The 5,760-nt window shown below is 50.8% G+C and carries 6 protein-coding genes; 5 read left to right on the top strand and 1 reads right to left on the bottom strand.

Annotated features, from left to right (window positions below):
* A partial coding sequence (locus AB1690_13665) for a DUF6569 family protein (protein ID MEW6016355.1) occupies positions 1–662 on the bottom strand: 662 nt, incomplete at its 3' end.
* 532 nt (positions 663–1,194) lie between these two features.
* Here AB1690_13665 and AB1690_13660 point away from each other — a divergent pair.
* The 5 genes from AB1690_13660 to AB1690_13640 form a co-directional block, all read left to right on the top strand.
* Positions 1,195–3,486 carry a dockerin type I domain-containing protein gene (locus tag AB1690_13660; protein ID MEW6016354.1) on the top strand — a complete coding sequence of 764 codons (2,292 nt, stop codon included), beginning with the start codon at positions 1,195–1,197 and terminating at the stop codon, positions 3,484–3,486.
* A gap of 957 nt (positions 3,487–4,443) precedes the next feature.
* Positions 4,444–4,662 (top strand): hypothetical protein, encoded by a 219-nt coding sequence (locus AB1690_13655; GenBank protein ID MEW6016353.1) that lies wholly within the window; start codon positions 4,444–4,446, stop codon positions 4,660–4,662.
* Positions 4,663–4,676: 14 nt separating this feature from the next.
* Entirely contained in the window at positions 4,677–4,985 is a 309-nt protein-coding gene (locus tag AB1690_13650; protein MEW6016352.1) for a hypothetical protein, read from the top strand.
* A 27-nt stretch (positions 4,986–5,012) separates the two neighbouring features.
* Entirely contained in the window at positions 5,013–5,447 is a 435-nt protein-coding gene (locus AB1690_13645; protein MEW6016351.1) for a hypothetical protein, read from the top strand.
* A 112-nt stretch (positions 5,448–5,559) separates the two neighbouring features.
* Positions 5,560–5,760: DciA family protein (locus AB1690_13640; GenBank protein MEW6016350.1), on the top strand; the 201-nt coding region annotated here is incomplete at its 3' end.

Raw genomic sequence — 5,760 nt, 5'->3', positions numbered from 1 at the left:
ATCAGGCCGACGGCGTCGTCGCGCAGACGAATCTTCCCGCGAAAGTATTCGAGGTAATCTTCCACCCGCGAACGCACGATTTCATCTTCCTGCATTATCTGAAGGCTGCTGGAGTGATAGCCTCCGCCATCCGCTTCGCCGCGAACATTGCTTTTTATGGCTTTTCCCAAATCGGCTACCGAGGACCAGACCTGCTCCTGCGACTCAGCCGCTTTCGCCGCCAGCTTTACTTCCCGATGCGGCACCAGTTTTGCCGCCGAACTGAAGCGGTCAGCGCTCTCCTTCTCACGAGCGGTCCAGCGCCCCTGCTCCACGCAGAACGACGGCAGCGGCACCCGCCCCGATTTTGCCTGGATTATTATATCGAAACGCAAAACCCGGTCCTGCTTGCCCCCTTTGACTATCATTCCCGATTGAATATAGACAGGGTAAGCGGAAAAGTTCTCTATCGCCAGTTCCCCCACCTGACCGGTTTCAAAGACTGTCACATACCCTTTCTCCAGCGCCTCATTGAGAGTGAGCAGGTTGCTGACATCGGCTTCCAGGTCGCTGTGGGCGATAAAAATGGTCAGATTCTGGAACTGATAGGGACCGGAGAGACGGTAGTCGCTTGCCCCGTACGCCAGGCCGGAAATCATGACCCCGGCTAACAACATTGTCATCCATCGCTTGCATGAGTGGAACATAACCCACCTCCATTTCTGATGCCTCTGGTGGTTCGGTCCGGTTCTTCCCTTAAGGGAAGCGGAGCACCACCGATTAAGTTCATTGCCGTATTCTAAGGGTACTACCGCGGCGGGGACAATTTCTTCCCGGGGATCTGGAAATTTCCGGAAGTGACTGAAACTATTCTCTAATAGCAATTTCCTGAAAGTCGTATCAAATGCGACCCTGCCGGTCCGGGGCAGGCGCTTTGGGGACAGGTAATAGGCATATCATTATTCAAACTTCTAAAGAATCTGACTATCTGTGAGGCTGTGCTGTTATGGCGGCGGCAAGTCTGCCGGTATTCGTACGAACGAATCCGGTCAGTTTGAATAAGTCACTACCATGTGAGAGGTCAGAATTATGTCGTGTCGTTTTACGAACTTGTTGAGACCATCTGGGGCCGTTTCAGGCAAGGGACGGAGTCTGCTTCTTTTTACCGCGTTGGCGATAGTTGGATATTATGACTTGAGCAACGCGGTCACAGAAATGCCCGGGGGCAAGCGGTATGAAATCCGGCAACGAGCCTTCACCGTCAATCAGGGGCAGTGGCCCGATTCGGTGCTCTTCCGCTCCGATGCCGATGGCGCCGCGGTCTGGTTTACAACCAGCGGCATGATTTATCAGCTGTTCCGGGAAAAGTCGCCGGACAAAGCGCTCCCTGCAAAGCCGGCAGAACTGAAGCAAACGCCCGAAATTGAGTCCCGTCTGGTGAAGGCGTCATTCATCGGGGCGAACCGCCATCCGGTTGTAACCGGCGAGAGGCTTATCGATTACAAGTGCAATTATTTTCTGGGAAATGACACGAGCCGATGGCGAACCGATGTCCCCAATTACGAGTCGATAACTTACACCAATCTCTATGACGGTGTCAATCTGCGGTTCCACGGCGAAAACGGGAAGCTGGAGTATGATTTTATTATTACTCCTGGCGCAGATTTAAGCAGAATAGCCATCGCCTATGAAGGGGCGCGATATATTTCCCTGAACGCCGACGGCAACCTGATAATAGAAACAGATTGGGGCAGTTTTGTAGAGAAGGCGCCCTATATTTATCAGGAATCTGACGGCAAACGCGCCGAGGTCAGCGGGGCATTTGAGTTAAGAGGTCAGAACAGTTTCGGCTTCAAACTGTCCGGCAGTTATGATTCCTCCCGGAGACTGATTATTGACCCGGTGCTCAGTTTCAGCACCCTGCTCGGCGGTTCCGGAGATGACCTCTGCGCCGACATGAGAATCAATGCCTCGGGGGAAGCATTTATTTGCGGTATCACCAGCTCGGCCGATTTCCCTGTATTAAGCGGCTATGACAATACTTTCAATTCCAACGACGATATCTTCCTGACCAAATTCAACGCCTCGGGAAATAGTATAATCTTCAGCACCTTTTTGGGTGGTTCCAATGACGACCTCAGTAATGCCATGACATTGTTCGGAGATATCTTTATCTCCGGCCACACATTTTCCAATGATTTTCCAACTGTAAATCCGGTCGATGGGTCCCTGAATGGCGCAGCCGATGTTATCGTGGCAAGAATCGGCGCCGCCGGCAATACTCTCAGTTTCAGCACTTATCTGGGTGGAAATGGGGGAGAAGCGGCTAATGATATTGTGGTCCGATGCCAACCGCCCTGCCTCACTCCGACACTGCGCATCTGGATCGCCGGGCTCACGACATCTACTGATTTCCCGACCCTTAACTACTTTGACAATACCCTTTCGGGCGATGCTGATGCCTTCTTAACGTTATTGAGTCTGACTACCTTGTCGGGTTCAATCACCTACAGCACCTATTTTGGTGGAGATAGTTCCGATTACGCCACCGGATTAGTGGTTAAAGGAAACTCCCCCTATTATCCCTACATATGCGGGTCCACCTCTTCTCCCGATTTGCCCGCCGTCAACGCTCACGACAACACTCTCTCGGGGAGTACTGATGGTTTCATGGCCGGATTCGATATCGCCGGGAATGGCCAGCTTTTCCTGATGGTGAGCACTTTTATCGGCGGCGCCGAATTGAATGGAGTCGAAACAGCGAATTCGATGGCGCTGAACAGCAATGGCGATTTTATCATAGGGGGAATTGCAAGTTCGGCGGGATTGGCGACGGCCGGTGTCTTCGACAATAGTTACGGTGGCCTAATCGATGCTCTTGTTTCAGCCTACAGCGGAAGCAACTACTCGCTGCTTTTTCGAACTTATCTGGGCGGCACCGACCAGGATGTCCTCTATCCTTTCTCCAGTGGCTCCCGAAATATCGCGGTGGACAATCAGGACAACATTTATGTAATAGGCACCACGGAATCATCGGATTTCCCGGTTGTCGACCCTTTTGATGCCAGTCTCGGAGGCAACGGAGACAGTTTTGCCGCAAAAATTAGCCCCGACGGTTCCAATCTGCTGTTCTGTTCTTATCTGGGTGGCAGCGATTACGAATCATCCCATGCAATTGCTGTCGATACTTTCGGATGCCTTTATCTGTCCGGTATCACCGGCTCGGCTGATTTTCCGGTTTTCAATCCGTATGATGGAAGCCTGAGCGCCGTTGACAACTTTCTCACCAATATCTGTCTGCCGACCTTTATCTGCGGTGATGCCAACGGCAATGGCGCCGTCAATATCCTCGATGCCACCTTTATTATCGCTTATCTCTACAAGAATGGACCGGACCCGGAGCCGCTGGATGCCGCTGATGCCAATGGTAACGGTGTTGTGAATATTCTTGACGCCACTTATCTGATTGCGCATCTGTACAAAAACGGTCCGGCGCCGGTTTGCTGAAGAGGTTTGACAGGTCGAAACCTAAAAGGTTTCGACCTGGTTTTCAATCAGTCCAGAAATTCTGCCAAATTCCCAATGGCTTTCTTCGCGAGATATCCTGCGTCATCCCTTATGGACCTTTCACTATGACCATGGTATCTTTATGAGCAGTTGCGGCGGGTCCTGTTTCCTGTCTGCAGAGAATTGAGACCTGCCGCATCTTCCAAACGATTCATTCCCCTCCTCGCAAATTTTGCCGAGCGGCATTCTTCTGCCCCTTTCTGGTTGACCGGCTCTTCTCTTTTCCCTTATATTATCATCGTGGTAATCCCCACATCAGTCTGTTTTCTTAAGTAAGCCAATTCCGGCATTAAGACGACCAGCAGAGAGCGCTGTTCCCCACTACCTCGCCGCGGAACCGTCAACCCTTTTCAAGGAGGATTCCGCCTATGATCTGACTGTTTCTCTGAAACCTCATTTATCGTAGGCCGGCTTAACGTCGACCGACGAAATTGAGGTGGAAGATAAGATCGATTTTCGTCCTGCTGTTTCTTCAAAGACTGGCTATGAAAGGGGATCGGAAGAATCATAGCCGACGGCGTGGCAGGCTTCCCTATCATCCACCGCCGTTACCTCTAAACGAGTAGCAGCAGGACAAAAGACTGATAGACCAACCGTCAGGCATCAACCCATACTGATGGTTCGGTCAAAATCCACAATACCTGTCGATGCCCCGGCTTAACTGCAAGTCGGGGCTTTTTTTATCCCAATAGTTATGGGATTATTCCCATTCATTCCCGCGGTCGGAGAAGTTATCCACCCTTTCGCACGCCTGTTATTTCAAACAATTTTTCTCTTCAATTGTCTGCCCGACAATGACTTACACAAAACCCTAAAAAACCTCGCCGCTGCGGCATCCCCCTTGCAAAACTGATATGCCGGAATGAAGAAGGAACCTTGTTAAAGGCAGGCGATGAAATGAAAATCAAGTTTACGCTGACTATGGATGACCTCGAAGTCGATGGCAAGCAGATCGATACTCTGATCCTCGACTGGATCTCGGAGCTGGACAGCAACGAAGTGCTGGCTATCTCTCATCGCTGGATAACCTCGCAGAATTTCCTGACACAGCGGATGTCCGGCCTCACCCGGGTCGGCGAATCGTCGCTTACCATTGAACCGATGGAAGAATTCTAAGCGGGAGACGCGGTATGCTTGATTCACTCGGAAATATTACCAACCTCGGTATTGATACGACCGGATTCTGGACTGACGGCTATCGCTACATTTATGACCGCTTCGGCACAGTCGGTATTGTGGCGGCGGGCATCCTGCTGGTTGCTCTGGCTGTTCTTCTTATATCCAAGCTGGCAAAACTCTCCTTCAACGTCTTCCGCTTCGTAGTGTTGCCTTCTGTCGTGGTCGCTTTTGTCGTTTCCTATTTTCTTCCCTTTCCCTTTGACCGCGTTCTCCCAATCGCGGTGGCAATTTTCTCCGTGGTCCTGCTCATAAAAGGGTAGCCGCACTCGGGAGGGAGTTTTTCATTAATGAAACCTAAAGGCAACCGTCATAAAAATCCGGAACGAGTGGAACCGGAGCGCCAGCCGGTCTACTCCCCCTTTCAGGACGACTCCTCTTCCGATATCAATGATACCGCGCTTCTCGATGACGACAAGATGTTTATCGAGTGCCCCGGCGCCACCGTCTATGACCCGGTCTCACGGCAGATAATCGCCGGTGTTAAGTTTCATGATGAGCAGAATCCCGAAGCCGGTTACGAAATAATTTCGCATCCGGTCTTCGCGCCGGAACACCGCCGCAAAAGAATCATTAAGAAAGAACACCGCAATTCCATCCGACGCTGTCAGGCATGCCAGGATTTGACCGTCCGTCTGATGCGCCGGGAAGGACCCGATTTCTTTATCCCCAACCCCCGTTTTCCCCACAAAAAACAGCTGAAACCGGTTGAAAAAAACTGGTAATTTTCAAACTTTTTTGGCACCTCAAAAATTAATGTAACTTATTTGCAAATAATAAGTTATATATGAACTTTTCCCTTGCTTAGGCGTTTAATATATGGTATAATTAAGCCTCATGAAAAAGAACGCTAAAAAAGCCTCCAAACATAATTCTGCCCGACTGGGAAATCTCATCGATGGCATCTTATCACGCCTCGGTCTGGCGCACAAACTGGGGGGATGGCGCGTTGCCGCCAACTGGGATGAAATTGTCGGAGAATCGATTGCGAAAGCTTCCCACGCCGTGAAATTCGACAATGAGACTCTTCTGGTTTCG

The organism is Candidatus Zixiibacteriota bacterium (assembly GCA_040753495.1).
In the GTDB taxonomy this organism is placed as follows: domain Bacteria; phylum Zixibacteria; class MSB-5A5; order GN15; family PGXB01; genus DYGG01.
This window is presented reverse-complemented; position numbering and strand designations above follow the sequence as displayed.